Annotated in this window: 23 protein-coding genes; 4 read left to right on the top strand and 19 right to left on the bottom strand. The window is 66.7% G+C overall.

What is annotated here, in order from left to right:
• Positions 1-42: 42 nt before the first annotated feature.
• A complete protein-coding gene (locus LPH33_RS26470) occupies positions 43-1185 on the top strand; it encodes a hypothetical protein (RefSeq protein ID WP_229568788.1) in 1143 nt (380 codons plus the stop codon).
• Between the two features lie 55 nt (positions 1186-1240).
• Here the strand turns inward: LPH33_RS26470 and LPH33_RS26465 are convergent, their stop codons facing one another.
• From LPH33_RS26465 to LPH33_RS26380, 18 genes are all read right to left on the bottom strand, one after another.
• On the bottom strand, positions 1241-1843 hold the full coding sequence (locus LPH33_RS26465; protein ID WP_138846311.1) for a hypothetical protein: 603 nt from the start codon (positions 1841-1843) through the stop codon (positions 1241-1243).
• 156 nt (positions 1844-1999) lie between these two features.
• Positions 2000-2497, bottom strand: a complete 498-nt coding sequence (locus LPH33_RS26460; RefSeq protein WP_229568786.1) for a DUF4913 domain-containing protein — start codon at positions 2495-2497, stop codon at positions 2000-2002.
• A 2-nt stretch (positions 2498-2499) separates the two neighbouring features.
• A complete protein-coding gene (locus LPH33_RS26455; RefSeq protein ID WP_229568785.1) occupies positions 2500-4464 on the bottom strand; it encodes a type IV secretory system conjugative DNA transfer family protein in 1965 nt (654 codons plus the stop codon).
• 13 nt (positions 4465-4477) lie between these two features.
• Positions 4478-5029 carry a hypothetical protein gene (locus tag LPH33_RS26450; RefSeq protein ID WP_229568888.1) on the bottom strand — a complete coding sequence of 184 codons (552 nt, stop codon included), beginning with the start codon at positions 5027-5029 and terminating at the stop codon, positions 4478-4480.
• Between the two features lie 14 nt (positions 5030-5043).
• Positions 5044-6675, bottom strand: a complete 1632-nt coding sequence (locus LPH33_RS26445) for a M23 family metallopeptidase (protein ID WP_229568887.1) — start codon at positions 6673-6675, stop codon at positions 5044-5046.
• Entirely contained in the window at positions 6672-6986 is a 315-nt protein-coding gene (locus LPH33_RS26440) for a hypothetical protein (protein WP_229568886.1), read from the bottom strand. Before LPH33_RS26440 ends, LPH33_RS26445 begins: the two co-directional genes overlap by 4 nt.
• Positions 6983-8731 (bottom strand): ATP-binding protein, encoded by a 1749-nt coding sequence (locus LPH33_RS26435; RefSeq protein ID WP_229568884.1) that lies wholly within the window; start codon positions 8729-8731, stop codon positions 6983-6985. The genes LPH33_RS26440 and LPH33_RS26435 overlap by 4 nt, the downstream gene beginning before the upstream one ends.
• A 15-nt stretch (positions 8732-8746) precedes the next feature.
• The gene (locus LPH33_RS26430; RefSeq protein WP_229568883.1) at positions 8747-10252 is read right to left on the bottom strand and encodes an SCO6880 family protein; all 1506 of its coding nucleotides are present in this window, start codon (positions 10250-10252) and stop codon (positions 8747-8749) included.
• Positions 10249-11496, bottom strand: coding sequence for a hypothetical protein (locus LPH33_RS26425; RefSeq protein WP_229568881.1), 1248 nt, complete (start codon positions 11494-11496; stop codon positions 10249-10251). The genes LPH33_RS26430 and LPH33_RS26425 overlap by 4 nt, the downstream gene beginning before the upstream one ends.
• Before the next feature lie 299 nt (positions 11497-11795).
• Complete coding sequence (locus LPH33_RS26420) at positions 11796-12641, bottom strand: hypothetical protein (RefSeq protein WP_229568879.1); 846 nt, start codon at positions 12639-12641, stop codon at positions 11796-11798.
• Positions 12638-13249 (bottom strand): hypothetical protein, encoded by a 612-nt coding sequence (locus LPH33_RS26415; protein WP_229568877.1) that lies wholly within the window; start codon positions 13247-13249, stop codon positions 12638-12640. Before LPH33_RS26415 ends, LPH33_RS26420 begins: the two co-directional genes overlap by 4 nt.
• Positions 13246-13620 carry a hypothetical protein gene (locus LPH33_RS26410; RefSeq protein ID WP_229568875.1) on the bottom strand — a complete coding sequence of 125 codons (375 nt, stop codon included), beginning with the start codon at positions 13618-13620 and terminating at the stop codon, positions 13246-13248. Before LPH33_RS26410 ends, LPH33_RS26415 begins: the two co-directional genes overlap by 4 nt.
• A gap of 16 nt (positions 13621-13636) precedes the next feature.
• Positions 13637-13930, bottom strand: coding sequence for a hypothetical protein (locus LPH33_RS26405; protein WP_072815198.1), 294 nt, complete (start codon positions 13928-13930; stop codon positions 13637-13639).
• 51 nt (positions 13931-13981) lie between these two features.
• Positions 13982-14554, bottom strand: coding sequence for a DUF6668 family protein (locus LPH33_RS26400; protein ID WP_229568874.1), 573 nt, complete (start codon positions 14552-14554; stop codon positions 13982-13984).
• The gene (locus LPH33_RS26395) at positions 14551-15330 is read right to left on the bottom strand and encodes a hypothetical protein (RefSeq protein WP_220667102.1); all 780 of its coding nucleotides are present in this window, start codon (positions 15328-15330) and stop codon (positions 14551-14553) included. Before LPH33_RS26395 ends, LPH33_RS26400 begins: the two co-directional genes overlap by 4 nt.
• On the bottom strand, positions 15327-16361 hold the full coding sequence (locus LPH33_RS26390; RefSeq protein ID WP_037216263.1) for a hypothetical protein: 1035 nt from the start codon (positions 16359-16361) through the stop codon (positions 15327-15329). The genes LPH33_RS26395 and LPH33_RS26390 overlap by 4 nt, the downstream gene beginning before the upstream one ends.
• Before the next feature lie 67 nt (positions 16362-16428).
• A complete protein-coding gene (locus LPH33_RS26385; protein ID WP_198162609.1) occupies positions 16429-17538 on the bottom strand; it encodes an insoluble domain protein in 1110 nt (369 codons plus the stop codon).
• Between the two features lie 43 nt (positions 17539-17581).
• Positions 17582-19237, bottom strand: coding sequence for a cutinase family protein (locus tag LPH33_RS26380; protein WP_267499203.1), 1656 nt, complete (start codon positions 19235-19237; stop codon positions 17582-17584).
• Between the two features lie 459 nt (positions 19238-19696).
• Here LPH33_RS26380 and LPH33_RS26375 point away from each other — a divergent pair, with 459 nt between their 5' ends.
• Both LPH33_RS26375 and LPH33_RS26370 read left to right on the top strand, forming a co-directional pair.
• Positions 19697-20182, top strand: coding sequence for a helix-turn-helix domain-containing protein (locus tag LPH33_RS26375; protein WP_033098690.1), 486 nt, complete (start codon positions 19697-19699; stop codon positions 20180-20182).
• Positions 20183-20469: 287 nt separating this feature from the next.
• Positions 20470-21186 carry a ParA family protein gene (locus tag LPH33_RS26370; RefSeq protein WP_019288872.1) on the top strand — a complete coding sequence of 239 codons (717 nt, stop codon included), beginning with the start codon at positions 20470-20472 and terminating at the stop codon, positions 21184-21186.
• Positions 21187-21520: 334 nt separating this feature from the next.
• Here LPH33_RS26370 and LPH33_RS26365 read toward each other — a convergent pair whose 3' ends face one another.
• Complete coding sequence (locus LPH33_RS26365; protein WP_019288871.1) at positions 21521-21757, bottom strand: hypothetical protein; 237 nt, start codon at positions 21755-21757, stop codon at positions 21521-21523.
• Between the two features lie 944 nt (positions 21758-22701).
• On the opposite strand from LPH33_RS26365, the gene LPH33_RS26360 reads away from it, so the two are divergent.
• Positions 22702-24015, top strand: coding sequence for an IS256 family transposase (locus tag LPH33_RS26360; RefSeq protein WP_039584670.1), 1314 nt, complete (start codon positions 22702-22704; stop codon positions 24013-24015).
• Positions 24016-24036 lie beyond the last annotated feature (21 nt).

Genomic DNA, 24036 nt, shown 5'->3' with positions numbered 1-24036 from the left:
GACGCGGCGACCCCCGCCCCCGATGGCACAAGGAGAAGGACTATGGCGGACAACGACCAGAAGCGGCGGTTCCTGCGCAATCGGGGACGAGCAGCTCACCCCACCGAGGCGGCGAGTGCACCGAACTCGCTCGACGGGTCCCCGGCCGGTGCCCAGGCGAGACCGCAACCCCGACCGGCCAGGGCGCAAGCCAGCCAGGACGTGACCGACCTCGTCGGCTTTCTTCGCCAAGTCGACGGCCGCCGCGCTCAAGGGCATCCGGCCCCGGCACCGAAGGACCGAACCGAGGTTCTCGGCGCATTCCGGGGACAGCCCGCCGAGCAGACCACGGTCCAGATTCTGGCAGCAGCAGCAACAGCCCGGCATGTGGGCGCGCAGGCACAGATCACCCGCAAATGGGAGCAGCTCGCGCAGGAGAATGCGGCACGACTGGACGCACTGCGAGCACAGCAGTACCGGAAAGAGCAGCAGCGATATGTGCAGGTGCAGATGCCCCCGGACGAGATCGCCCGCCGCCTCGCCGAGCGGCAGGCCACCGACCGGGACGCCGACAACCGCGTCTTCGACGCCGCCGCCGCCGTCGCATTGACCTACGTCACCGCCCGAAGTGTGCCGTCGTTCGACAAGCTCGCCGAACTGTCCGAACAGCACCTCGCAGTGGCCGAACCCACCGAGCAAGTCCCGGCAGCGGTGACCGAATCCCTCGCCCGCACCACCGACGAACACACCGCCGACTCCGACACCGTAGAGATGAACGTCGACAAGTCCGAGACCAACCCGGACGCGTCCAGCGACCCTGCCCCGCAGCCCGACCCGGCCGACGCAGTCGAAGAAGAAAACGAAGCGGATGTGTCCGACCAGCTCGAACGGATCGCAGAGACGGCACCGACGAGCAGCGGTGACCTGGGCAAAATCGGAGCTGCCCTCGAGTCCGCCGGCCGGGGTCTGGCCGCCGCAGTCGGCCCGGTCAACGGTGACGACGAGGTCGCTCCTCCCCTCTCACCCGTCAACCTGAACCAGCTCAGTCAGGAACTGGTCGATGCGATCGGTGCTGCAGTGAGCAGTCACCCCCGATCGGTAACCGAGATGCTCAACATCGAACGCACGCCCGACCACACCAACGAGGCCGCGTTCGTCCCTGATACCGGCGTCGAACACAGTCACGAAGCAACGCTCGGGTACTGACCGAAGACAGCACTGTGGGGACCACCGGACAGTGGCCCCCACAGTCGTCATACTGCTACGCCAGGTCTGTGTAGAACGCGTAGATCGTGCACGCGAGGACGAAGACCCCGGTGCACAGGGCGCACAGCGCCATTCCCAGAGCCGTCCGCCAGTATTGGATGGCTTTTTCCTTGAACAGCGGGCTTTTGCCGAACCACATGACGGCGGCAAGACCGAGGACGAACACCAGCACCGCGACCATCGCCGTCCAGGTAGCCCACCGCCCGTATCCCACGGCTTGCGCAACCAGGTCCGCAGTTTCCCCGGCCGGGACGTACTCCCACAGGACCACCGTGTCCTGGTTGAAATAGAACCATCCGATCACAGCGACGAACGCCAAGACCACTGCTGCGTGCTGGACCCACCACCACCGGCTGCGGGGTGCGTAGCGGGACACAGCATCGAGGGCTTCGCCACGCACCTGCTCGGCAGACAACTGAGCAACTCGCTCGCGCAGCTCCCCGACCGCGACCGCGGCCTGGTAGAACGCCAACTTCCGTTGATCGTCGCTCAATGACACTCCCCGCTCGTCAAGCCACTGCTGCTGTTCGTCACGGATCATCTGACGCCACTGCTCCCCGGCCGGTGCCAGATCCGGCTCGGGCAAAGATAGTTTCATGCCACTCCTTCGTATGTCGTAACCCAGCTCGTACCGGCCGAGGACCGCTCCCTCATTGCCCGGATCACCGCGTCGTACCCAGCTCAGGGACGTAGGACTGCTGACCGAAAGCTCGGACGACTGGGACACCGTGACCGTGGATGCCCACGGTTTCTCCTAGCCGTACTGGTTGATGATCGTGTCGACCAGATCGGACGGAATCGGGTCCGCGGGCATGGCCGGCCAGCCCATGAAGCTGCGGTCGGCTTTGGCGTTGGCCATCGGTCCGGTGTCGCCGTCGAGGATGACCTTCAGGTGGGGTTCGAGGTGCTGTACCCACCACGCGGACACCGCGGACATCGAATCCGACGCTCGTGCTTCCTCCCATGCCTGGTGCAGGGCGGTCAGTCGGGCCACGACCTCCGGGTACGCCCACCACCGGGCATCCCAGGACAGGCCGCCGTCGTTGTCACTGATCCGCCGGCGGATCACCGGCAGGAAGAAACCGTTCACCCAGTCGATGACATTCGCGTACTTCGGCTCTTTCTTCTCCTGCGGTTCCGCGGTTGAGTCGACTGCTGCGGCCTGGTCCGGGGTCCACTCGTCGGCGGTGCCGTCTCCGGACTCGTTGCCGGTGTCCCAGCGATCATCGGTCGTGCGGGGCAGATTCACCATGCTCATTCCTTCGACATGAACTCGGACGTAAACAGGGCAGTGGTGCGGGAGGAATCCACGACAGGCGCGTCCACGGTGCGTGGTTGCTGCGGACCCTCACTGCCTAGGCGATCGGACTCCCCCACCGGCAACGCTTTCTGTTGGGCAGGGCCGAGCTGCTTGCTGTCCTTCGTCGACTGACGGATCGCATCAGCGAACGGCGAGTTCCCCCAGAATGCTTTGCGGACCAGGATCGGGGTGGAGCCACCGATCGTCACCAGCGCACGGGTTTTCGGCAGCGCCCGCAGGTCCCGCTTTTCGAAGATGGTTTCCTTCTGCCAGCTGCTCGACACACTCGCCTGACCGCTGGAAAAGAAGCCGGTAGGGCGGCTGCGGGACTCGGTATCGACGTAGTGGGTGCCGACGGCATCAACCAGACCCGACAGGAACGCATCGTCTTCGACATTGCCGCCGTACCAGATCACGCTGCACGCATCGACCATCGACTTGAACGCTTCGCGACCCCAGACCTTCTCCCCTTGGGACGGGGACTGGAAGAACGTGATGAGGATGATGCCGCGGCCACCGAAGTGCGAGTACCAGCGCGGCAGGTCTTCGATCTTGCAGATGTTGGCGGCCTCGTCGAGCACCGCCGTCAGCGGGATCGGCATCCGCTCCGATTCCTGCTGCTCGGAGTATTCCTCGGCGCAGGTAAGGATCTGCCCGACCAGGGCACTCGAGATCGCCGAGGACGAGCCGGGGCCGTCCTTGGACAGCGCATACATCGTGTCGGTGCGGGTGACGAACTCGGCGGAAATGAACTCCGGCAGGTCGTGGACGTGCTCACCTTCTTTGATGGTGACCCTGCCGGACTGGTCGGTGCCGATCACCACCCGCCGGTTCGGCAGGACCGCTTCGGCATATCGAGGCTCGTCGAGCGGAGCGAGGAAGCGGCGGGCCATGTCGTAGAAGCCGTCGCGTTGTTTGGCGTTGACGGCCTGCTTGCCGCGCATCGTGCGGGCCAGCTCCGGGTAGCCGTACTGCTCGAGCACGGCCGGGGGGATCTGTGACTGGGTGTTGGTCAGCCACTCGACCACATGCCGGATGTCCCCGCCGGCCAGGGCGGCGGCGAGCATGTAGGAGGCGAACAGGTCGCGGGCGTTGCCGTCGAAGTAGGCATCGACACGGGCACCGGCATCGGTGGCGGCGGAGATGAAGTAGCCGCACACCGCCGCAGCAGAAGGCAGGTCGGTGACAGTGCGCAACGGGTCGAACCAGAAGCTCGCACGTTCTTGTCGGTTACCGGTGCTTACCCCTTGCAGATCGAACACCCACACCCGCCCCGTTTCGCGGCGGATGCCGACGGTGTGCGAGTACACATCGCCGCGGTTCGAGGCCACCAGCGCCGCCCCGGGAGCGTGGCAGATCGCGGGGATAGCGAACGATGCGGACTTGCCCATGCGGGCGCCGGCGAACGCGATCGCCACGAATTCCCAGGTCATGCGCAGTGTGCGATCCCCGACCACGGTGTGTCCGAGAGGGATACCGAGATAGCCGGGATGGGTCTGCGAGATGGCGGGAGCGAGCCGGTCGGTGGAGGCTGCGAGGTACTTCGGGTCGGCCTCGTCGACTTCCCGCGGATCGACCATGGTCTTGGCGAGGGCGTCGATGCGTTTTTCGAACTGCTTGCCCCGGACCGTGTCGATGATCCCGAACCGGCGCAGCGCCCACCATCCGGCCCCGGCGAGAGCGGCGAGCAGAACCAGTTCGACGACCAGGATGATCGTCGCACCGGAAGGCCAGCTCGTCGATCCGAACCCCAGGGCGAAGAACAAGCCGATCGGATTCCAGGTGGGGTCTGCTCCCCCACCGGTGTTGTAGGCGATCGTCGGCAGATACGCCGCGACGATCAGGGCGGGAAACGCCTTGAGGAACACCTCGTCGGCGCCCGAGGAGGTGCGGGGCCGGTCCCGTCTAGTGTGCGCCATCTCGTGTGCCCTTCTATTGCTGGAATCGGAAGTCGGTCAAACGCCACCCGTCGTCGGTGCGGACGATGGTGGTGCGCCACAGCTGCGGGGTCAGGCGCGTGGTCTGCCCGCTGGCGTGCAGCACCGTCTGGGTGCAAATCACGTCGATGACCACGGTGCGCATCCCGGCCGGGGCGACCGGGGTGGTGTCCGAATGGGCGCACACCGCGCTCACGGCGTCTTTCGCCGCGGCCCACTGCTGCCAATCGGCATCCGGGCGCACCTCGGCACGGCTGCCGGATTCGGCGACGGCGAGCAGGTCCCCGCCGAGATACGGCGTGGCCCGGATCAGCGCGTCGGTCTTGCTGTCGTCGATTGCGGGCTGCCAGGACAGGACCATCTGCATCGCGGTGATCGCCGTGTCATTGGCGCCGATCTGCTGCGGCGAGAGCGGTTCGATCACTCCGTGGGCGTCGCTGCCTTGGTGACCGTGCTGGTCACCGGTGGTGGTGTCGCTGCCGCAACCGGTCAGGGCGACGGCGGCCGCGGTGCACGCCGCCGCGACGGTGACTCGGGTGATCTGCACGGGTTTGCCTTCTTTCACTGGTGGCTCATCGCCCGGTACTGCGGTTCGGCGGCGATGATTTTGTCGGCGTAGGGACGGGTCTGGACCACGTAGTCGGTGTGCCCGGTGGGGAACCCGCCGGAGTTCAGGACAGCGCCTTCGCCGGCGTTGTATCCGGCCAGATACAGCTCGGTGCGCCCGTTCGGTGCGGAGACCACCCCGTCGGCGATCCAGCCGTCGATGGTGGCGGCGATGGTGCACATGTAATGGCCCTGGGCCATGACGGCATCGCCGATGCTGTTCACATCGACCCGCCCGTCACCGTCGTAGTCGCGGCCGTAGCTCGCCCAGGTGCCCGGCATGAACTGCGCCGGTCCCATCGCTCCGGTCACCGACACCGGAGCGGAGTCTCCGTGGCGGAAACCGTTCTCGGCGGCGAGCTGGGCGGCGAGCAGCGAGGGGGTGATCTGCGGGCAGATCGACCCGGCCCGCTCGATCCACGGCGCGAACTCCTCCGGCACGGTGCCGTCGGCGAGGCTGTCACCGATGCCGACGCCGGAGATCAGGCAGTCCGCCGCCATCGTGGTGGCGTTGCCGCTGCCGCCGGGCAGTGTCCCCCACGACACCAGGGTCTCGTCGGTGCCCTGTCCCCGGACGGTGATGTGCACGTGGTCGAAGTGGTTCTGGGTTTCCGAGCCGCGGTCGTCCATCAAACTCGGGGCACCGCCCACGGGGTAGTAGGTCTGCCGCCAGATCACGTACTCGACGTTGAAGAACTCCGCGTTGGCCAGCACGTAATCGGTGATCTCATCGCCCAGAGTCACCCCGTCGCCGGAGCGGTAGTTCGGGATCATCGCATCCACGGCCCGGCCTTCGGTGTGGTCGGTGGCGTAGCCGCCGTCGGCACGCCACCCGCCGATGCTCGAAATGCGGTCGCCGAAACGCAGGTGCAGGGCACGGGCGATCTTCTTGGCATCGACCTGAAGGCCCTGCTCGGAACCGGCCGACGGCGGCAGAGGCTGCGCCAGATCACCGTCCGGTGGGGCCGACGGCATCGGCGTAGCCGGCCCGGCCGACGCCTCGCCCGGTGCGGGGGCGGAGTCGTAGTAGGGCAGCGGGTCCACCGCCGAGGCTCCCCAGCCGCCGTGCCAGATTTCCCAGTGCAGGTGCGGGCCGGTCGATTCTCCTCGGTTCCCGAGCGTGGCGATCTGCTGACCAGCGCGGACCTGATCCCCGACAGCGACGGTGTAGGTCTCGATGTGCCCGTACACGGTGGACATGAGCTGACCGCCCTGCACGTGATCGAGGACCACCCACTGCCCGAACCCGGAAGCCGGCCCCGCGTTGCGGACCACCCCGTCGGCCGAGGCGTAGATCGGGGTGCCGATGGCCCCGGCCAGGTCGATGCCCTGATGCTCGGTGCCCCAGCGGGGGCCGAACCCGGAGGTGAAGGTGACGGCGGAGGGATCGACCGGCTTGATGAACGACCCCACCGGGGCGAGCCGGTCCCCCGACCCGAGGCCCGTCCCGGGTCCAAGACAACTCGTGCCGTTCTGACGGTCCTGTTCGTCCTGGATTCCCATCACCAGGACGAGGATCAGGAAGAACGGAATGAGCGTGACCGCCAGGATGAGCGCGATCAGGCCGGTACCCCCCTTGTCGTTCACCGCAGGCTCAGATCCTCGGCCGCGACCCCGTGCTTGCGCGCCAAAGCGCGGTTGAGCTCCCGTGCCAGTGCCAGCTCCGCTTCCAACGCGGCGACTTCCTGCGGGGTGCGGCGAGGGCGCCGGCCGGAGCGGTTGACCCAGCCCCGCACCGTCGTCTCGGCCACATCCAGCTGCGCAGCGGCCGCTCGCGTAGCTGCGGTGAAGCTGTCCCCGGCCTTCATACGCTTAAGGACCGTCTCGATCGCGGCCTCACGGGTGAGGTCATCGACCAGGGTGTACCGGCGGCGGCCGCGACGCTCCCGCCGGCTCATGCTGCGAACTCCTTGACTCGGTCCTCGTCGGCGGCCCGCAAACGGGCATCGGTGTCGTGAATCCCAGAATCCTTTTCTGCCTGGGGCACCCACACCTTGAACGGGGTGCCCGGTGTTGCGCCTTCACCGAGCTTGAGCAGGAAATGCCCGACACCGGCGGCGGTGCGCGTGCTCTCGACTGCGCCGGTGCCGTCGTCGCCGGCGCTCTTTCGGCGTGCCTGGCGCAGCGCCTTCTTCTCCTCCACCGAGGAGGTGCTGTCGTTGGCCCAACCGGTCACCATCGCCCGCTCAGCGCGGGAGAACTTCATGAACCGGCCGAGCCGGTCGAGTTCGGCCTCGGGAACCGGGCCGACGATCCGGGCGCGGGAGCGTTCGATCATGCCCAACGCCCCGACCTTCTCGAAGTCCGCGAGCGAGTGCGTGACCATCGTCATCGCCACGCCCATCGACCGCTGCAACCGCTGCACCGCATCCAGACGCGCCACCGCCGAGCTGCCGGTCTGGATCACCTGCCAGACCTCGTCCAAGATGATGTGGGCCGCAATCGACTTCGCTCCGGGCACCTTGTTGTCAGCCAGGATGTGCGCCGCTTCTACCGCCGCGAACGCTTCGTTCCAGCCGGCGAGAAGCACAGCGGCCCGCATCAATTCGTCACCGGGCGGCACCGAGGACATGTCCAGGTCCACCATCGGCTTGGTGATGTCGATCCGAACGGTGCTGTGCCGGTTGAAGGTCTCCCCGAACCTGCCCTTGACCAACGCGCGCAGCGAACGCAGCAGTGGCTTGATCTGACCGCGGTATTCGTCCTCGGTGTCGGCCACCGCATCGTCCATCAGCTCCTCGGGGCCGGTCGAGATCAGCGTCAGCAGGTCCTCGAGGCGGGCTGCGTGATCGTTGTCGAATCGCGAGCCCGGGGCGTAGAGCAACCGGATCGCCGAGGCGAGCAAGGTTTCCTCGAAGTCCTTCAGGGGGCCGCGGCGGACGATCTCGAGCAGAGCACAGATCATGTTCAGCTGGCGAGCGTGCAGCGCGAACTCGGCCTTTTCCCGTTCGAGGGAACCGGCGGGCAGTTGCTCGATCGCATCCCCGATCGGGCCGCGGTCGAGCGGGTTGATCGCGCCGGTGCCGTAGCCGACCTCGCTGACCTGCCCGCCGACCTGCTCGGTGAGCACCCGCAGGTCCGGCTTGACGTCACCGGGCACGAGCACCAATGTGCCTCGCGCAATGTCGCCGAGGGCGATCCGGCGCAGCAGCGTCGACTTACCGAAGCCGTTGAGCGCGCAGATGAAACAGGACGGGGCGGTGATCGCCTTCATCTTCCAGGCGTAGAGCGGATCGAAACCGACGGCCGCGCCGGTGGTCAGATGCCGCCCCAGCGGGGTGCCCAGCAGCGGAGCCTTCGCCCCGACGATCCACGGGTAGATCCCGGCGACCTGCACCGAGGTACCGCGGTATTCGACCGGCGGCATCACCGTCGACATCCGGCCCCCACCGGCACCGTCGAATCCGCGATCGTCGAGATCGGCGAGCTGGCGGTCGAAGCCGTCGGAGTTGATCCGGGTCAACCGCTCGACCGTCGCCCGGCGACTGTACTGGCGGTTGACCAGGCTTTTCTTCCATGCCTTCGTGATGCCGGTGGCCGAGGCTGCCTGCTCCTCGAGAGCGGACAGGTCCTCGTCCGACAGCAGGGTCTTGGCGATCTTCTCGGCTTGCGCGATCCGGGTCGAGGTCGTGGCTTTACCCATGACAGCGTCTCCCTCCTAGTTGCTCAGGAACGACGGGATGGTGGTGTGATCGGGTGCGATGACCCCGACACCGAGGGAGGCGGCGAACGCTGCGGCCTGCCAGCACCACGAGCGGCGGATCGTCAGCCGGCTCTGGCGCGAGAGGTCCTCGACCAGGGCGTCGATCTTCGGCACGTCGGAGCTGCCCGCCGGTTCGGTCACGGTCACCAGCACCCCGAAGCGCACCATCCCGGCACCGCGGGCCTGTTCCATGCGGGCCTGGGCCGTGGCCGCCAGCTCGATCTGCGACTTCGCCGAACCGATCGATCCGTTCTTGAGCGACCCACCGTGCGCTTCGGCCATCGCGTTGCGGTAGTCGCTGTCAGCGATGTCGGTGGCTTCCCCGGCCGAATGCGGCCGGTAGATCACCGAAACCCGCTTGAGCGGCACCGCCTCGTTCGGGGCCAACAGGCGCTGCAGCACCCGTTCGGTCACCGCTCCCCTGGGGGCTTCACGCATCTCCCAGGTCACCGACACCGCACCGTCGTGGACGTATTTGCCGCCGTCCGGGCTTTCCAGGGCGCTGCGGGGACCGCAGTCCTCCCAGGTCAACCCGGTGCCCTCCCCGGAGTACAGGCCGGCTTCGACATCGACGAGCGAGGCCGGGTCATAGGAGCGGCGCACAAACGCCATGATTTCGTCGGCATCCATCGGCGAGCACGGCACACCCGAGCGTGCTGCCGACGCCGTCAGGGCGGGCAGACGCCGGCCGAGTTCGACAGCCTGCTCGGACGGGTCCTGTTTGCGTTCGGTGGTCTTGGCCTCGAAGGTGATCGCGATCCTCGCTGCGAGGCGGATACCGCCGGAGGTCAAGCCGGTGGCGAGCTGGTAGGCCGCATCGCGGGCCAGCTGCGGGGCATCGGCGCGGGTGTTCTGGTGCACCGTTTCGTACAGCTCGATGCCGGTCTCGGGCAGCGTCTCGACGGTGGTGACCACCGCGAGGATGTCCGAGGTCTCACCGGCCCCGGACAGGAACTGTGCCCAGTTGCCGACATAGTGGTCGATCACGTCCTGATCGACGGCTTCGGCGCCTTGGGGGTAGGCGTCGAAGACGACGGTGTAGGCGCCCCGGCTGGGCATGTGGATCATGCCGAAGGTGCGCCCGTCGGAGTCGATGCCTTCGTAGAGCTCGGTGTCGCCGAGCACGCCGGGAAGTCGGTAGGCCCGCCCGGGAACGCGGGAGAACGTGCCCGAGGCGTAGGCGTGTTCACCGCGGCGGCGGCCGCGCCAGAACTGGAATCGCATCAGTGCCCTTTCGTAGCCGGAGCGGCCGTCACGGGAGATGACCAAGGGGATGAAGCAGACGATCACCGGGATGGCCAGCAGCAATGCGACCGTCATGCCGAGGAACAGGCCCGCGATGATGACGACGGCTGCGGCGGCGATCCCTGCGATCGAGGTGCCGAAGGTGGCTCCGAGCAGGCCGGTGCTGCGGGGTCGGCGCCAGTTGCCGTAGGTGTTGAATGTCGGCTCGTTGCTCACTGTTCGAAGCCCCCTCGGTTGAACTGGTGGCCGGCCCCCGTCGCCACAGGCGCATCGGAGCCGGTGTTAGCGGACCCGCCCGCGCCGGAACCGCCGGAACCACTCGAAGCAGTGCTGCCGGGAGTGCCCGCGCCGTTGCCTTGGGGAGCCATGCCGCTGCCCTGCGGAGTTCCTTGCTGATTGCCTTCGGGGTTGCCACCTGCCGTACCCCACCCAGCGGGTGCGCCGGTGGGCTGTGCGCCCGCACCGCCGCCGGGTGGCTCGTCGTCACCCTTCGTCTTCGACGCAGCGAATCCCGCTCCGGATGCCGCGCCGCTGGCACCTCCGGTGGCGACCATCCCGGCGGCTTTCGCGCCCCCACCGAGCAGACCGACCAAACCTGCGGCAGCAGCGAGGCCGCTGCCGCCGCCTCCGAGTGCACCGATGTTCGGGACGATCAGGCGCATCAGGGCGGGCAGCACCAGCGCCGCGGCACACAAGGTGATGACCCCGGACAGGGCCATGAACCCGTCGCCGTTCTCGGGGTCGGTAATGGTCGGGGTGGCTTCGAGGAACAGGATCGCCGAGACCCCGATCACGAACGCCCCGACCGGTTTGACCAGCAGGAATGCGATCGTCCAGGCCAGCATTTTCTCGTATGCCTGGCTGCCGACCTTGGTGCCTCCGGCTGCGCCTGCGATCGGCAGCGCCGCTGCCATGAGTACGAGGATGCCGGTGCGCAGCAGCATCAAGAACGCCATCATCAGCCCGCCGAGCATCCCGATGATGCCGATCAGGAACAGCAGGCCCACACCGGCCGGACCCGCATACAACTGGATCGTCACCATCGCTTCGGCCAGGCGGGACGGGTCGGAGCCGACCGCACTGTCCATGAACCAGGCCGAAATCCGGTCCGACAGTTCGGTGCCGAGCACGATCAGCGTCGATGCTCCCCCGGCCAGCAACGCCGCACGGCCCATCTGCTTGAGGCCCTCTTCCGAGGTGTCGCGGATCGCGCCGGAGCGGGCCAGTGCCAGCCGGCCGCCGAGCAGGATCAGCGACAACGACAGGGCCGCGACCTGGATGTAGAAGGTGTAGTCGTTGACCGTCGCTACCGTGGCCTGGAAGGTGTCCCCGTCCATCTCGGTACCGGTGATCCACCATCCGAGCGCGAACTTCAGGACCGCGACACCCGCGTTGCCGATCCACAGCGCCGTCTTCTCGACCGCACCCGTAGCAACTTCGCCGAGTTTCTCCTCTGCCATGTCCACGCCTGCATCGAGAGCGCCGCTCACGCCCTCTTTGCAGGTCGGGAGATTGACTCCCAGAGCGTCATTAGCCCATGAGGTTAGATCCGACATCGCGGCAGTAGTGGGTAGTGCGCACGCGACCAGATCGGTGACGACTTCCGTGCCGCTGGGGGCGGAATCGTCTACGTAGTCCTCGAAGGTCCCGCTCGTGGTGCCTTCGGTCGAGTCGGTTTCCTGCGCAGATGCCGTGGTGGCGACCGACAGAGCAACGAACAGAGCCAGGAGCGTGAGGACAGCACTGCGTAGGAAGTGCTTCACCACCACGACGACCACCCGGCCGCGTCGATGGGTTCGGTGCCCTCTCCCATTGCCACCGGATCGATCTTGAGAACCCATCCGGACCCATCACGCCAGACCAGAGGAAGCTTCGAGTAGGAGATCGCGGTCGAACCGTCGCTCTTCTGTACGGGGCGGCCGAATTGCACGAGCGTCAGGTCCGGGTTGAACAGAACTTTGACCATTGGCAACGCCGAGGCCGGCGAACTGTCTGGGATGCCCAGACTGGCCTTAGCCGCCTCACCATTCGGGTCCGACAGCAGAGCGGCTTCCACGAGCATGTTCGTTCGGTCTGTGCCCGAGGCGAAGTAACCGCCGTAATGAGCGGCGGCCAGCGCAGCTCCCTGCGCAGTACGCGAGAACCCGATGGCGACACCGTTGTCGGTGAACCCGGTAGGTCCATCGGACGTCGAGAACGGCAGGTCCATGTTGCCGTGGATGCGCTGGAGCATCACCCCGCTGGGGGCCTGGTTCGCCGGGCGGTTCCCGCTGGCGAGGGTCTCGGACAGGATCACGCCGTTCGGGTCGAGCGGCACGTAGATGACACGGTTTGCTTTGTCGAAGACCGGGTCCGGTTCGAACAGTCCGTCCGTGTCCTGGGCCGTGGCGCTACTGCCGGTGGTCGGATCGAGAGAGACCAACGGTTCGGCGTCGTCACCGCGGAAGACCATCACCAGGCTGACCACGACACCGACGACAACGATGAGGGCCACCGCCGCCAAGCCGATGGTGAGTTTGGTGGCCGACGATGCGCGTTCGTTCTCTGCGTCGAATGAAGGGGTGTTCTTCTCGTGGGTCGAGTCGGTGATGTTCTGCTCGGTCACTTGCGGGTCTCCTCGAGATCGACCAGCTCCGACGGCACTGCGTCGAGAGCGGTGATGGTGGTGGCGGTGGTGTCGTCGCTGGGCAGGTTCAGTCGCCAGTCGTCGTCGATCCACACCACCTGGGTGGTCGAGGAGGCGAGCGAATCATCGGAGAAGCGCTGCACGACCCCGACGGTGGCGGCGGTGTCGCTGTAGTCGTCGATGGTGTAGCCGACGATGGTCGGCACCATCTCGGGGTCGGTTCCCGAAATCTCCACCAGCCCCCGGTGGGCGGCGTACAGGTCGCGGCCTTCGCCGGGTGCGGCGACACCGGCCAGGACCTGGGGCCAGGTGCGATCGGAGGCGGTGGCCAGCTGTACCGACTGGGTGATCGCCGCCAGCGCCGCTCCCTGTGGGGTGTGGCTGAATCCGGCGAAGGGTTCCCATTCACCATTGCTGGGGCCGTCGGTGGTGCCGATCGGCACCTCGATGCCGCCGACGGTGATCCACCGGTTGATCTGCGGTGGATCGGTGATCGACAGCTCGGACTCGGGGGTGTGCGTTCCTCCGCAGCTGGTGGCAGCCAGCGCCATCGCGACCACCGTTGCTCGCGCCCATCGACGCATCATCGTTCGTTCTCCTCGTTGCCGGATTGCTGTTGCTGTCGCATCTGTTCGAGCTGGTCGATGACCGTCGGGGAATGGCCGCTTCCGATCTGCTGGGCTTGGGGCCCCTGGGCGGTGGCCAGCAGGATCGTGGCGATGGTCGCGGCCACGCCGCCGGCGAGAATCGCACCGATGTTCGCTGCGACGAACTCTGCGGCGGTGGGGGATTCGATGCCGGCACCGTGCTTGTGGTCCCAGGCCAGGCGTCCGCCGACGAAGATCACTTTGGCCACGCACAGGATGAAGACGATCCCGGCCGCGTAACCGAGCAGCGTTTGGAAGCCGTCGACGACCTCGCCGGGAAGGGGCACGACCCCTTGGGCGGATACCTGCATCGCGTAACCCCCGCCCTTATGCCGCAGAGGTGACGGCGCCGAGGATCTGGTTCGCCGAGATCGCCACGATCGCACCGACGAGCGAGCCGACGAGCATCTTCGGTGAGTCCCCCGAGCCGTGCTGCCACTTCTCCCACGCGAACTTGCCGCCGGAGAAGATCAGGGCTGCCACGCAGGCGAGCGTGACGCCCCACAGCAGCCAGTTCAGCAGCTTGAGCAGGCCGTTCGCGCCCGGAGGCACTTCCGGGTTGATGTCGAAGTTGACCGAACCTTGTGCCAGATACGCAACGTCCACGACGGTCTGGATCATGAGTGTGTCCCTCCGGGTGATGACTGCACCGACCACAAGGTCGGCAGGTGATTACTGCCCCGACCACAAGGTCGGCAGGGCGGATTGGAGTGCTGTGACGATGCCGACGCCGGCAGCGATCACGTCCTCGGGAACGTCGATGACCGCTCCCTTGGTCTGGATGGGCACGCCGTCGAGGGCACGCCAGGTGGGAAGGCTCGACCGGGCGGCCGAGGCCAGGAAGCGATGCCAGCCGATCGCCCAGTGCGCAGCCACTGCGCCGGTGACGATCGAACGCAGTTGGCGCACCTGCTTCGGCGGCGGACCGGCCGCGTTGGCCACGGTCACCAGCCCGAGCAGCTCGCAGGCCAGGCCGCGGTTGCGGTGTTCGAGGATCAGATCGTGGGCGCTGGACAGACCCTGGATGGTTTCGCGGCAGACGACCACCACATAGGGCGATTCGATCTCTCGGGCATTCCCGCACGGCCACTGACGCTGCGCGTCGTCGGCGAAGCTCCAGTACCGGGCCAGGGTGGACACCCCGGACCCGCCGTGCGCGCCGAGCAACCACACCGCCGGTCCGGGAGCCGGAACCGGGTACGGCTCGATACGAGCGTCGACACTGGTGCGTTCTCTGGCGGTCATGCCAGCTCCCCCGTCCCGACCCGATCAGCGGTGTCGTTGTCCTGGTGGCCGGCCTCGATGCGGCCGAAAGCGTCGAGCACATCGGTCCAGGCATCGATCGACTCGACCGACAGGCGGCGATGGTCGACGGTGCCGGGGCGAGCCAGGCTCGCATCGAAGGGCACTTCGACGAACCCGGCGACCAGCGGGGACAGTGCATCGCGGATCGGGGTCAGATCGACCACGCTCTGCGGGAGCTGGTGTGAGATCGCCACCACCGTGTGGGAGAGCACGTCGCGTCCGTAGGTGCGCACCAGCCAGTCGAGGGCGCCGCGCATCCGGGCCAGCGGTTCGGCACGGGGCGGCACCGCGACGACGATCGCAGCCCCGGCCTCGATCAACGGAGCCACACGGCGTGCGCGCAACGCCGTTCCGACATCGTGGATGCGGGCGAGGCTGCGGTCGGCGAGCAGGCTGTCCACCAGGGCCGAGTCGGTGGCTTCGCCGTGACCGACGACCACCGCCCCGGCACTACTGACAGCCATCCGCGAGCCGAGCTGGCGGACCGCCCGCGCAGAATCGATCGGTTCGACCCCGACACGGGCGAGCAGGTTCCCGCCGTCGGTGGTGCCGTCGATCGCCGCGACCTGCACATCGGCACCGAGGCGCAGGGCAGTGGCCAGGCCGAAGCAGGTCGTGGTCGCGGCCGCTCCCCCGGATCCGGCCACCACGATGGCCGAGAGGTGTTCGGGCTGATCGATTTTCGGGCTGCGACGCAATGCAACAACGTTGTTCATCGGTTCTCCACGTTCGCGATCTTCACGCCGCCGTCGGCGGGCATGGTGGTGATCCACTGCTTGTGGATGCCTTCGTCTCCCACGGGCGGGAACTTCAGCAGCACATCGACCGACCAGCGGTTGGGGTCCTCGGTCGGCAGCACGGTCACGCAGTGCTCGGTCCCGGCCGGAACAGCGTCGATGAAGCTCTGAATATCGTTGCCGGGCAGGACCATCAGCTCTGCGACTGCCTTGCCGTCGCGCTGGACGTAGTAGGCGTGCTCGAACGCCTGGATCACCGCCGGACCGGATTCGCGTCCGCCGGGGCCGTTGCCGACGATCCGATCCGGCTCGGTGACCGGGGCGCACCACGCCGGGGCTGCCACCGCCTCGGTCGTGGTGGGGGTGGTCGAGGGCGAGGCCACCACCGAAGAGGACGGCAGCGGCGGCGCCTGTGGTTCGTCGGTGCTGCCGGTCATCGTGGTCACCACCGCAGCGGAGACCACTGCCAGCACAGCGACACCGCCGCCGACGAGCATCCAGGTGCGGGACCGATCGCCGTCCCGCTTCGCCGGAGCAGCGGCAGCGGTGTCGGTGACCGGCACGGCGGGGGCCTCGGCCGACTCGGGGGCCGGAGTCGGCCGGGGAGGACGGGCACGGCCGATCGCGGACTTGAGTCCCCCACGGCTGCGCTGCGAGATCACCAGCGGTCCTCGCGGAATGTGGGCGCGCACCCAGTCCGGGGCGGTGGCATACGGGTCGTCGCCGGTGTCGTGGTCAGGGTGCGGGGCCGGTGCAGTGTCGGCGACGGGGGTCTCAGCAGTGCCGATCGGCTCCAGGTCGGTCTGGATGACCGCATCGTCGTCGGATTCCCAGGTGGTCTCGGCAGCGACCGGTTCGAGGTCCGAGGAGGCGAGCGCCGCGTCGGCGATCGTCTCGTCCGGGATCGGGAAGTGCACCGATCCGGTGTCGGTGTCTTCGGTGGGAGTCGGTTGCGGCCCGTAGTGCTCGGTTACATCCGGGAAGAGTGTTCCTCGATTGTCGGTCGACAAAGTGTCCTCCGTCGTCGGGTGGTGGGGGCGGGGCGTGCCCGCCCCCACCGAAAGCTGGTCGAGCAGGTCAGGCCGGCACGATGCCGTCGCCGATCGCGGTGGAGATCATCTCGGCGGCAGTGCCGGCCGAACCGCCGAAGAAGGTATCCAGTGCGTTGTCCACACCGGCGATCACGCCTTCACCACCGGGCTGGACCTTGACCCACTCACGGACCTGGGAATCGACCTGCGGGGCGGTCTGCACGACATTGCGGACGGCGTCGGCGGCGGCCTGTCCGACCGGGCCGGAGGACTGCCACTGCTCGACCGTGGAGTCGGCCTGCTCGGTGAGCACGTCCTCCCCTACGTCCGGCAGTTCCACCTCGATGGGCTGACCTTCGTCGTCACCGGCACCGAAAGCGGTCCCGGCAGCCAAACCCACCAGCCCACCACCGACGGCGCAGGGCACACCGGCCAGCGTCGCGCCGACAGCGGTACCGAGGGCGGTACCGGCGACACCGGTGGTGATCTGGGGCAGCGGAGGCGGCAACGGAACCATGCCGGCCATCCCGGCACCGGCAAGGCCACCAATCGTTCCGCCGAGTGCGCCACCACCGACGGCGCACGCCGTGCCGACCGCAGTCGCGCCGACGGCGGTTGCCGTGATCTGAGCGGTTGCTACCCGATCGGCGCGGCTGGCTTCGATACCGACCGACTTGTAGAACGTCGCCACATCCGACCGGATCAGACCGGCGGTGTTGTTGGTGCGCTCCCGGTCATCGTCGGTGACCCAGTTCGGCTGGTTGAAGTGGATGTCCCCGACCATGATCTTCTCGGGCGGAGCGATGTAGATCGGTTCCGGCTCGACCGGCTGCGGGGCACGCAGCTCCAGCGGGTTGATCGGCGCCGGAGTGGACTGCCGCTCGTAGCGGTTGGTGTCGTAGTTGTAGTCCGGCAGCGGCGCATACTCGCGTTGCTGCGTCGGCGGCGGGGTCCAGTAGATCTGCTTGGCCGGAGGCTCGGGCGCGCTGGTAGTACCGCCCTGAGTGGACGGTGCCGGGGTGGTGACCCCACCCTGCGAGGGAAGTTCCACCGGATCGGCCGAGGCCAGGCCGGTGCCCGCTGCCACGATCGCGGCGGCGGTGGCGGGCACGACACTCGCCTTGGCGATGCGCGATGCCCTGCGATGCTTGCTCATACTCGCTTCTCTTTCTTCTGTGTCGAGGCGTGAATCACGTGAATCAATTGAGTTCGGCGGCCGAGATGCCGCCTTGATCGAGCACCGTCGGTCCCGCGTCGACCACAGTCGTGGTGCTCACCGCCGGTGCCGAGGTGGTGGGCGGCGTCGTCGACGGGGACGTGGACGTGGACGTCGAGGTCACCGAGGTGGACGTGGACGTGGACGTCGAGGTCACCGAGGTGGACGTGGACGTGGACGTCGAGGTCACCGAGGTGGACGTGGAGACGGCGGGGTCTGCCGCAGCCCGGATATCGGCTGCGGCGGCCGCGAGCCAGGACGCAGCGAACCGGGTCGGAGCCTGCCCGCTGGCCGTGGCCGGGACCGACCCGTAAGAGCCATGTTCGGCGGCGACATTGCGCACCGTCGTCATCGCCACCAGGTCGAACGCATCCCGATTGGCCTTGACCTCGTTCTGCACGACCTGGAATGCCTGCCGCACCAACCGCTGCGAGGTCGCCGGCGGGACCAGCTCGGGCAGCACACTGACCGTCTTGGCCGCGAGCACAGCGAAGGCCGCGGCCGGATTGGCCAACCCGGCCGCCGCGACCGCTGCGATCGTCTCCGGGGTCAGCACCTTCTTGACGACCGTGACCGCCGCATTGATGCCGATCAACCCGACCTTCATCAACGCTGCCGTGACTTCCTGCCCCGTCGGCGGCGTCGCCCGAGGATCGGACGCCTCGGCCAGACGCTGCGAGATGGTCTTCTTCGGCTGGACCGAGATCGCCGACAGCGCATTCTTCGGCGCCTGAATGTCCTGGTTGACCACATCGACGGCGGTCTTGAACGCTGTCGATGCCAGTGCCCGTCCGACCGTGGAGATCGCGACGAACGGATCCCCGCCGACCTCGACCTGACCGGCGACGTTGACCACCGCCCGCACGACCGGGGCGTTCGCCGGCGCATCACAGGCCAGATCCCCGCCCTGGCACCAGGACGACACCCGTCCCGACAGGCTGCCGTAGCTGCTGGTCAGATCGGCCACCGGCCCGATGCCACCCCCCTCGGGGGCGGTGAACGACACCGACGACAGCGCCTTGACCGCCTCACCCCTGGTACCGGGAACCGGTGACGGGGCTGTCTGCGAGGTCCCGGGAAACAGTCCCGATCCGGGGCTGCGGGTCGGAGCGCCGAACAAGGCACCGGCTGCGACCGAGCGGGCCGGAACGACCCCGCTGCCCTTGCCGACCGACCGCAGGAAATTCGACGCCGCGTGAGCGCCCTGGGAGAAGCCGACGACGGCGAGCTTGGCCGAGGGGCACTGCGAGAGCACCTTCTGCGCCGCCAGGGACAGGTTCTCCTCCCCCGCGGTCACCGACTCGACATACGACTCGGTGCCGCCGGGCGTCAGGCCACCGAACGAACCGGGATACGGCACATACGCCCGGTCCACGCTCGCGCCCAGCTCACGGGCCTGATCGAGCAGCGGCCCCATGATGTTCGCCAGCATTCCGGTATCGACCTTCACCGGCGCATCGGGCGAGGTCTCGGTAGTGCCCTGCATCCCGAGCACGTACAGATCCGGGCAGTCCGAGACCAGCTCACCGAGCCAGTGCGGTTCATCGCCCGTGCTCGACTGGGCATAGGCCGGGGCGGTGCCGAGGCCAGCCGCCGCGATGACCGCCGCCGAAAGGGACGCCGCGGCAGTCCGGTGCAATCGCTGAAAACCGCGACCACGCCCAGAACCCCCGGTAGCCTGGTGTAACGGCGAATCTTCCGTGCCCGACACAGACATCGGGACCTCCTTGAATACGCAAGCGGGTGCCCGAGCGCTCACAGCGCGCCCGAACGTGGGTCCGTTATGTGGGTGGGTTGAGACTCCCGGGCACATGACACGACGCCAATCACTGACATGTGTCCGGGGGCAGCCACGATCAGAAGCGACTGCCGGTACTCAGCGGCGAGAACACCCTCCGATCCCTCTTGTGTGCCGGCCACTTCTTCCGCGTAGCGCACTCCAGCGCGTGAAGTCATCTCTCAAAGCAAGACCTCCAACTCCTCCGTTTTCTATTCTATGGTAGCACTTTATAGCACAATTTCATCACTCTATGTTGTGACAGCATTCGAGAGGTATTGCACAGTGGTCGGCTATGAGCACCAGCGCCGAAGGGCGGGTATGACCCGCCGCGTCCTGCGAGGATTCGATCGATCGGCGCTGATAGCCGTCCGCACCCGCCGGAACCTCAACCCCGGAGAACTTGCCCGACTGGCCGACGTCAGCACCGCTGCGGTCTACAACTGGGAACGCGGCACCGCCTCCCCCAGCGTCGACACCCTCGCCCGCGTCGCCCAAGCCCTCGGAGTTCCCGTCGCCGAACTGGTGCCCATTCCTGAGGACGAGCAATACCTCGGAGACCTCCGCGTTATGGCAGGACTGACTCAGCCGCAACTGGCCCAACTCGCCGGCATCTCCACTAGCACGCTGGCCCAACTCGAACGCGGACAAGCGCGATTGAAGCCGGAAGTGGCCTCCCGCATAGCCGAAGCGCTGACGGATTGCCACCGCCGCTCCCCGGCCGGTCGAGGAAAGCACGTCACCCGCGAACAAGTAATCGCCGCGCACGAGCGGGTGCGCACCAGGCCGCCGCATACGCGGCCCTAACGCACGACGGTGCATCAGCATGAAGATCCCCCATCCCCCTGACAAACAGAAGACAGTACAGGAGGGACAGTTCACTCACAGGGGCTGCACACAGCCCCTGCTACGCCGCGTGCGTCTCCACACATGACGACGCTCTTCCACGTTTTGCCATTACAAACACTAAATGTTGCAACATTTAACTATTGGACAGTTGCAGTAGCAGTGTTAAGCTCGTCAATTTTCAAAGTTACAAACCTACAACGGCCCGACCTCACATCGTTCTACCGTTGAAAAAGTAGGATGCAGGCGTGACGAACATTCTGGTCACCCATGCCCGGAAGGGTGGGGTCGGCAAAACGACACTCGCGTACGAACTCGCCTGGCTGCTGGGTGGAGTCCTCGTGGACCTCGAGTACAACTACGGCAGTGCCACAGTGAAGTGGGGCTACCGGCCGGAGACCCGAGTGCGGTCGATCCTGGTGGATTCAGTGCTGAAAGGCCGGACACCGAAGCCGTTGCAGGGCTACAAGAAGCCTCGGCTGGTGCCGGGTGACCCGCTGATCCTCGAGGATCCTTTCACCGCGGACCAGATGGCAGAGGCGCTGGTCAAGTGGGGCAAGGAATGGGACACCGACTGGATCGTCGTCGACACACACAACGATGCGAAGCCCCATACCCTCGGAGCATTGTCGGTGGCCAATGTCGTGGTCTCACCCTGCCCGGTGAAGGTGTCCGAACTTGACGCCACCGAGCAGCTCGTCAACGAGATGGCGGACTATCCGATCGTGCTCGTGCCCAACATGGTGCCTCGCACCGCCCACGCTGGCCTGGTCAACCGTCTCGGCCGCATCATCGACGGCACTCCCGTCCAGGTCGGCCCTCTCGTTCCGGAAGCGCCGTTGGTGGGCATCCGCACTAAGCGCATCGCCATCACCGCCGAGGACAAGCCCGCGAAGAAGCTGCAAGCCTTCGCTGACGCCCTAGATTCTGTGGCCGACTACGTGAAGGAGTACGTCAATGAGTGACATCGGGTTGGGCGCGCTCCAGCGAAAGACCAAGGGCAACAAGGGGCCGAACGTGCCTCCGCCCATGCACCGGGCTCGCACCACGCCGGTCACGTTTCCCAAGAGCGAGGCGCAGGTCGCAACCCCGGAAGCTGCACCGGCAGAGCCCGCCCCTACGGCTGCGCCCGAGCCGGCTGCCACACCCACAACGACCCCTCCGTCTCCAGCACCATCGTCGGCTCCGAAAACTCCAGCCAAGACGTCGCGTGCCGCCTCCACTCCCTCCGAGGCCACGCCTGACGAGAATCCGCTCATGCCCGCCACGGTCTATCTGACTGCGGAGAACGACGACTTCCTAGAGGACGTCAAACGAGCAGGACGGCGAAGTCAGCCCAAGATCGACGCGAACCGGGCCGCTGTAGTCCGCCTCGCGCTTGCTCGCCTCGCCGACCAAATGACGCCCGAGCAGGTCGCTCAGGAACTTGCCGCACGAGCCGGCCGACGCCCCGGAAAAATCGGCCGCACCCGCCTCTGATTCGAACACCCCCAACCCCTGGTAGCACTGCTGCCAGGGGTTTTCCGTGTTCTGCATTTGTAGCTTTACAACATTTGAATCGCTTATCGACAGAGCGTTGCAACCCCACGCCGTCTCGACCAACACCCCGACATAGCGGCGACCGCACCAGCCCGTGGAAGCCCTGCCAGCAGTTGTAAGCGCCGGCGTTTACAGACGCTCGCGGTTGCAACCCCCGGCAGTTGTAGCCACGAGTTGTTGCAACGGGAAGCTATTGCAATCGCGAACCATTACAACCACAGAACATGCAACTGACGGTTGTAACTGTCGTCGTGACATTCCAATGGCAGAACGTTGCAACTGTAAAACGCATCGGCATCGACCTGCGCCTCGCCTTGCCCGGGGACCGATGAATCGCTTGCCGTTGCAACGGTTTGAATTTTTACCATTACAACGTTTCAGCGTTCTAGCGTTGAAATGTTTCGAATGCTAGCGTCTGCAACGTTGCAACGTTGCAGAGACGACGGCATGGCGGCAACTCGGTTAGGATCAGCCGAGAACGTCGGCAACTGTCGCCTCTTACCTGCACAACAGGGAAGGCAACGGACGCAACGACCGCGCAAGGGCTGCGTCCCGGAATCGGGTTCTACCTGCGCTTTTTCGCTGTCGAGCACGAACGCAGCGAGATTGCGTCCGGGGTTCACCGACCGGATCACCGCCGCCCGAAACGCAGCGGGCGCCCTGCACGGAATTGCAGCTCCGCAGGACGCCCTGACCAGAACCCACAGATAGGAGATCCCGGTCATGTCCGACGATACAGCCCAGGCCGCAACCCAGTTGCAGCCCGAGGCGCCAATGACGATCCAGATGAAACTCACGATTGCAGTGGTTGCCGCCATGACGCTGGAGCAATGATCAGAACCTGTGGATCCCGGGAGGGCGTGCCTTCCCGGAAGATGATCTGCAAGGAACCTGAATTCTGATCAAGACCAGCGCGCCAACGCTGGCGGGAAGGCACGCCCGTGCTCACGGTAGTGGACAACAACGACGACTCCAACGACACCCGTGTTGGTGCGGATCCGGGAAGGTCGCTGCTCGACGAGATCGTCCGTGACGGGGCCCGGCAGATGCTCGCCGCAGCGTTGCAGGCCGAGGTCGCCGACTATATCGCCCGGCATGCCGGTGAGGTCGACGACAACGGCCACCGTCTGGTCGTGCGCAACGGCTACCACGCGCAGCGCGAGGTGATCACCGCTGCTGGTGCCGTGGCGGTGAAGGCACCGCGGGTCAACGACAGGCGCACCGACCCGGATACCGGTGAGCGCAGGCGGTTCTCGTCGCGTATCTTGCCGGCGTGGGCTCGCAAGTCCTCGCAGGTGTCGGAGGTGCTGCCGCTGCTGTATCTGCACGGATTGTCGACCAGCGACTTCGGGCCCGCTCTGGAGCAGTTCCTCGGCAGTGGTGCCGGCCTGTCACCGGCCTCGATCACCCGACTGACCGCGCAGTGGCAGCACGAGGCGACCGCGTTCGCGAAGCGGGATCTCTCGCAGGTCGACTATGTGTACCTGTGGGTCGACGGCATCCACCTGAAGGTCCGGCTCGAGCAGGAAAAGCTCTGCCTGTTGGTGATGCTCGGGGTGCGGGCGGACGGCCGCAAGGAACTCGTCGCCCTGGCCGACGGCTACCGAGAGTCCACCGAGTCCTGGGCGGACCTGCTGCGGGATTGCCGCCGCCGCGGGATGCGCGCGCCGGCGCTCGCGGTCGGGGACGGAGCTTTGGGATTCTGGCGGGCACTGCGGGAGGTGTTCCCCGCCACCCGCGAACAACGCTGCTGGTTCCACAAACAAGCCAACGTTCTTGCTGCACTCCCGAAATCGGCGCATCCGGGTGCGTTGGCGGCGATGAAGGAGATCATCGGGGCCGAGGACATCGACAAGGCGCAGTTGGCGATCGCAGCGTTCGAACGTGACTACAGCGCGAAGTACCCGAAAGCGGTGAAGAAAATCGTCGATGACGCCGACGTGCTGCTCGAGTACTTCCGGTATCCCGCCGAGCACTGGGTGCATCTACGCACCACGAACCCGATCGAATCGACCTTCGCGACGGTTCGGCTTCGGACCAGGGTGACCAAGGGCCCGGGATCACGGGCGGCGGGCATGGCGATGGCCTACAAGCTGATCGAAGCAGCGCAGTCGCGGTGGCGGGCGGTCAACGCACCACACCTGGTGGCGTTGGTGCGGGCCGGCGCAGTGTTCCACCAGGGCAAGCTCCTCGAACGTCCGGTCGACATCACCCCGGAACCATCGCCCGACACCCCAGTGTCCGAGGTCGCCTGACAAACCCAGATCCACAGGTAT

The organism is Rhodococcus sp. RDE2 (assembly GCF_020885655.1).
Taxonomy (GTDB): Bacteria; Actinomycetota; Actinomycetes; order Mycobacteriales; family Mycobacteriaceae; genus Rhodococcus; species Rhodococcus pyridinivorans.
Note: the sequence above shows the minus strand (reverse complement) of the source record. Positions and strands in the feature narration are given on the sequence as shown.

Coding starts and splice junctions, on each gene's coding strand:
- LPH33_RS26415 (WP_229568877.1), bottom strand. CDS start 13,249: ATGATGCGTCGATGGGCGCGAGCAACGGTGGTCGCGATGGCGCTGGCT.
- LPH33_RS26440 (WP_229568886.1), bottom strand. CDS start 6,986: ATGAGCCGGCGGGAGCGTCGCGGCCGCCGCCGGTACACCCTGGTCGAT.
- LPH33_RS26385 (WP_198162609.1), bottom strand. CDS start 17,538: ATGAGCAAGCATCGCAGGGCATCGCGCATCGCCAAGGCGAGTGTCGTG.
- LPH33_RS26455 (WP_229568785.1), bottom strand. CDS start 4,464: ATGGCGCACACTAGACGGGACCGGCCCCGCACCTCCTCGGGCGCCGAC.
- LPH33_RS26425 (WP_229568881.1), bottom strand. CDS start 11,496: ATGGCAGAGGAGAAACTCGGCGAAGTTGCTACGGGTGCGGTCGAGAAG.
- LPH33_RS26375 (WP_033098690.1), top strand. CDS start 19,697: ATGACCCGCCGCGTCCTGCGAGGATTCGATCGATCGGCGCTGATAGCC.
- LPH33_RS26405 (WP_072815198.1), bottom strand. CDS start 13,930: ATGATCCAGACCGTCGTGGACGTTGCGTATCTGGCACAAGGTTCGGTC.
- LPH33_RS26465 (WP_138846311.1), bottom strand. CDS start 1,843: ATGAAACTATCTTTGCCCGAGCCGGATCTGGCACCGGCCGGGGAGCAG.
- LPH33_RS26400 (WP_229568874.1), bottom strand. CDS start 14,554: ATGACCGCCAGAGAACGCACCAGTGTCGACGCTCGTATCGAGCCGTAC.
- LPH33_RS26460 (WP_229568786.1), bottom strand. CDS start 2,497: ATGGTGAATCTGCCCCGCACGACCGATGATCGCTGGGACACCGGCAAC.
- LPH33_RS26470 (WP_229568788.1), top strand. CDS start 43: ATGGCGGACAACGACCAGAAGCGGCGGTTCCTGCGCAATCGGGGACGA.
- LPH33_RS26435 (WP_229568884.1), bottom strand. CDS start 8,731: ATGGGTAAAGCCACGACCTCGACCCGGATCGCGCAAGCCGAGAAGATC.
- LPH33_RS26410 (WP_229568875.1), bottom strand. CDS start 13,620: ATGCAGGTATCCGCCCAAGGGGTCGTGCCCCTTCCCGGCGAGGTCGTC.
- LPH33_RS26365 (WP_019288871.1), bottom strand. CDS start 21,757: ATGCAGAACACGGAAAACCCCTGGCAGCAGTGCTACCAGGGGTTGGGG.
- LPH33_RS26395 (WP_220667102.1), bottom strand. CDS start 15,330: ATGAACAACGTTGTTGCATTGCGTCGCAGCCCGAAAATCGATCAGCCC.